Genomic DNA, 3,245 nt, shown 5'->3' with positions numbered 1-3,245 from the left:
CCGGGCCCGCCGGTCCCGCCGGTCCCGCCGGTCCCGCCGGGCCCGACGACGTCCACGAGGACGACGTGAACCACCACCCCACGACCGTCGTCCAGCACGAGGAGCCCCGATGACCAGTCACCTGCGATCGACCCACCGCCGGGCAACGGCCCTGGCGCTGACACTGGTGCTCGCCTTCGGCGTGCTCCTGGGCACTCCGGCTGCGCACGCACAGGGCTCCGAGGTCGAGTTGACCGATGCGGAGTTCCGATGGGGGCTCAGCAGACAGAGTGCCGGGCCCAGCCACGGCCCCGGGCTCAACTTCCTCTCCGCCGGGGACAGCTCGTCGGCGCTCGCCGGGTCCGGGGCGACGATCACCGAACAGACGTGGAGAGCCACGTCGGGCGACGTCACGATCGAGAAGCGATCCGCGACCGGGGCCACGGCGGCCGCCACCTGGGCCGGCACGCAGACCGACCAGTCGGGAACGCCGATCCGTGACGCCGCCTCGAGCAGGTACAGCGGACTCGAGATGGTCTTCGGCAACGGCACCGGGACGGTCGACGCTGGGGCGGGCACCGCCGAGATCGAGTGGAGGGGCACCGCCTCGGTCCTCTACTACTCGGGCCTGGTGTTCCTCAGCGTCACCGACCCGGTCCTCACCGTCACGCCCACGAAGGCGACCGTCACCGCGACCCTGGGTGGGCGACGGAGTTCCCAGGACAACCCCGAGGTGTCGGTCCCGATCCCGTCGCGCACCGTCGTTGTCGCGAACCTCCCCCGGAATCGCGTGGAACTGGGTGGGAAAAAGGGTTTCTCCGTGACCCCCGAATACCTCCGCGTGCCCTATTCCGTCAAGCCGGGAGAGAATCCCCAGACGAGAGACGGGAATGACTGGGGAGCATTCCCCGCTGAATTCGTCGACTTTGCCGCTGACGCCGGATCGGGAGGATTCTGGTATTCCACCGGGACCTCCGACAGCGCGAAACCCGCCCTCCCGATAGCGGTGAGTTGGAATCCGGATGACCCCGAGGAAATGCCGAATTCCGGAGGCTCGGGTGGGTCGAAAGGAATCGTGGGGCAGGTACTCGACAACACGGTCGAACAGGTCCTCCGCGCTGCGGGCGACGACGTCGCCGACACCGCGGCCGCCTGGATGGACGAGGCGTGGAAACCGCTCCAGCCCGATGCGGTGAGGGCGGCGCGGGAGGGGGCGGACCCGGGCGTGTCGCCCGAATCCCCGGCCGCCGAGGGGGTCCCCGTCGACGAGGTCTTCGAGGAGTACTTCGAGGAGTACTACACCTCCACCTCTCCGATGACCGCCGGCACCGTGGGCGGCACGCTCGCCTCGATCCCCGCGTCCTCCGCGAGTCCCTCCACAGGTGGCCCCGCGCCCGCGGCGTCGACCGCTCTCGCAGACCAGGCGACGATCCCGGTGGCGGCCAACTCGCCGCTCCACGGCGCCGACGTGGTCTACGCCCAGACTTCCGCCTCCCAGAAGGCCGGAGACCCCACCCACCAATGGCAGTGGTGGGTGGGGACCGCATTGCTCGCGCTCGCGGCAGTGCTGTTCTACCAGACAGTTCGACGAAAGGACTGATGTGAAGACTTCTCGATCCCGGCTCGCGCTCGCCGGCCGACGGGGCACGATGCTGGGGGCGACGCTCGCGTTGCTCGCCGGAGTCGTCGCCGCCCCGGCGGCCCAGGCGCAGGACGTCACCCCGGGCACCGTCTCGGACGCCTCGTTCGTCTGGGGCATCAGCGGATACGCGCAGAAGGGCATCTTCGGGCCGTGGCGGATCCTCGACGCCTCGGGTGACGCGTCGGCTCTCGTGGGGTCGGTCTCGGGGGGAACGCAGGCCGAATACACACCTGCGGCGTTCCCGGCCACCTCGATGCCCGTGAGTCTGATCGGGGGCCAGCAGGCGACCCCCAACGCGATCACGTTCTCCGACGGTGAGGGCGTCCGCGGTACGGACGGCACCGTCACCATCGACTGGGACGGCGAGATCACCTTCAACGCCTACCCGGCGAATCTCAACGCTCCCGACGAGACCCTGGCCGATCCGAAGCTGACCGTCAACGCCGACGGTTCCGGAACGCTCAACGCCGATGTCACCATCGGCGCGGCGAACGACATGAACGGCAACCCCACTCCCGAGGTCAACGCCGGTCGCACGACCGTCCTGTCGTTTGGGCCGGGTGCCGCCCAGGTGGCCGAGGACGGCACCATCACCCTGTCCCCCCGGTACGCGGGAGTGCAGCACAACGGTGGGACCCAGGACCGGACCTGCACCGCGCCGAACGTCTGGGGCGCGTGGACGCCCGAGTGGCTGGCGGCCGTGCCGGCGTCAGTGCACCCGCACTACTACAACACCGGCTGTGGCGGAGACCAGAATCTCAAGGGCCCGCTGCCCCTCCAGGTCACCTACGACCTGACCGAGGACGAGACCCAGGTGCCCGTCGGGACCCCGAAGATCCAGCTCTCCGAGACCACACTCGCCGCGGACGGCAGCCACCAGGTGACCATCACCGGCACCGGCTTCGACGACCGGTCCGTGGTGGGTGTCCGCCCGCCGCTGGCCGGAAAGCCCGCCGGGTTCTACCTGGTGTTCGGCAAGTTCGAGGACGCGTGGAAGCCGTCCGCGGGCGGGACCTCGGCGGCGCGCAAGGTGGTCGAGCAGAAGTGGGTCCTCGCCGCGGAGAACCACGCCGTCATCGGGGGCGCCGCCGCCGGTGCCGTCGAACTGCGCCCCGACGGCAGCTTCACCACCACCCTCACCGTCTCGAAGGACGCGGCCGACGCGAAGTCGGAGACGGGCGGCTACGGCATCTACACCTATGCGGCCTCCGGCGCGGTCCACGCGCCGTGGGAGCTCAGCGCGCCGATCACCTTCACCACCGGTGGGGATGACGACGACGATGACGACACCGGAAACGTCGGTGGCGGTTCGCTCGCGGGTATGACGAACCTCTTCGGCAGCCTGATGTAGGTCACCCGCGGAACGGGCGCGGCCCCGACACCCTCCCGGGGTGTCGGGGCCGCTTCTCGTCGGGTGGCCCGGGCGGGCGGTCAGCGAACGCCCTGGGCCTCCAGATCGAGGAAGATCCGGTGGTTGAGCTCGAAGGCCCGGGTGGCGGCGGCCAGCGCGGCTCCGCGGTCGGCCTCGCTCAGCGGGAGGGCGTCGAGCGCGGCCCGGTAGTCGTCCTTGTAGACCTTGGGCTTGGCGATGTCGAAGTCGTAGAAGCTCAGACCGGTCTCGATG

At 70.1% G+C, this 3,245-nt stretch carries 3 protein-coding genes; 2 read left to right on the top strand and 1 reads right to left on the bottom strand.

The window, feature by feature from the left end; genetic code table 11:
• The first annotated feature begins 109 nt into the window (after nucleotides 1–109).
• The gene (locus G6017_RS07190) at nucleotides 110–1,579 is read left to right on the top strand and encodes a hypothetical protein (protein ID WP_182616694.1); all 1,470 of its coding nucleotides are present in this window, start codon (nucleotides 110–112) and stop codon (nucleotides 1,577–1,579) included.
• A gap of 1 nt (nucleotide 1,580) precedes the next feature.
• Nucleotides 1,581–2,972: a hypothetical protein gene (locus G6017_RS07185; protein ID WP_182616692.1), complete on the top strand. Its 1,392-nt coding sequence runs from the start codon at nucleotides 1,581–1,583 to the stop codon at nucleotides 2,970–2,972.
• Nucleotides 2,973–3,052: 80 nt separating this feature from the next.
• On the opposite strand, the gene G6017_RS07180 is transcribed toward G6017_RS07185, so the two are convergent.
• Nucleotides 3,053–3,245 (bottom strand): biliverdin-producing heme oxygenase (locus tag G6017_RS07180; protein WP_182616690.1); only part of this gene is annotated, 193 nt, incomplete at its 5' end.

It is taken from the genome of Dietzia sp. B44 (assembly GCF_014145245.1).
GTDB lineage: Bacteria > Actinomycetota > Actinomycetes > Mycobacteriales > Mycobacteriaceae > Dietzia > Dietzia natronolimnaea.
Note: the sequence above shows the minus strand (reverse complement) of the source record. Positions and strands in the feature narration are given on the sequence as shown.

Bases quoted from the DNA above. Each gene is read 5' to 3' on its own strand.
- G6017_RS07190 (WP_182616694.1), top strand. From the start codon at position 110: ATGACCAGTCACCTGCGATCGACCCACCGCCGGGCAACGGCCCTGGCG.